This is a genomic window from Lactobacillus delbrueckii subsp. delbrueckii DSM 20074 = JCM 1012 (assembly GCF_001433875.1).
Taxonomy (GTDB): Bacteria; Bacillota; Bacilli; order Lactobacillales; family Lactobacillaceae; genus Lactobacillus; species Lactobacillus delbrueckii.
In genome coordinates, this window is record NZ_AZCR01000140.1 from 1 (window position 1) to 361 (window position 361).

The following is a 361-nucleotide window of genomic DNA, read 5'->3' on the forward strand; positions in this document are numbered from 1 at the left end:
ATCAAGCTTAAGCGCAGTGTTAATTCTGATAACGCACAACGCAAAGTTGATGGACGTGTAGAAGCGAAACTACTCGAAGTGGCCTGTGGACCTGTTCCCAAGGGGCATAGCCGTTGGACTTTGCGTCTTCTTGAAGCACAAATGAAGATAATTCTTGATGAGCCAATCAGTCGCGAAGCCATCCGTAGAACTCTAAAAAAAACCAACTTCGACCTCACCGCAGCGACTACTGGTGCCTCCCAAAGAAAGAAGACCCAGAATTCATAGCCTGCATGGAAGATGTTCTGGATGTTTATGAGCTTCCTTACAATCCAAAAGTGCCGGTAGTTTGCATGGATGAAAAGCCATATCAGTTGTTAGG

1 pseudogene is annotated in these 361 nt (G+C 45.7%); it reads left to right on the forward strand.

Annotated features, from left to right (window positions below):
- Positions 1 to 267 (forward strand): annotated as a pseudogene (locus FD23_RS09855) (helix-turn-helix domain-containing protein); the annotation flags it as partial.
- Positions 268 to 361: the final 94 nt, after the last annotated feature.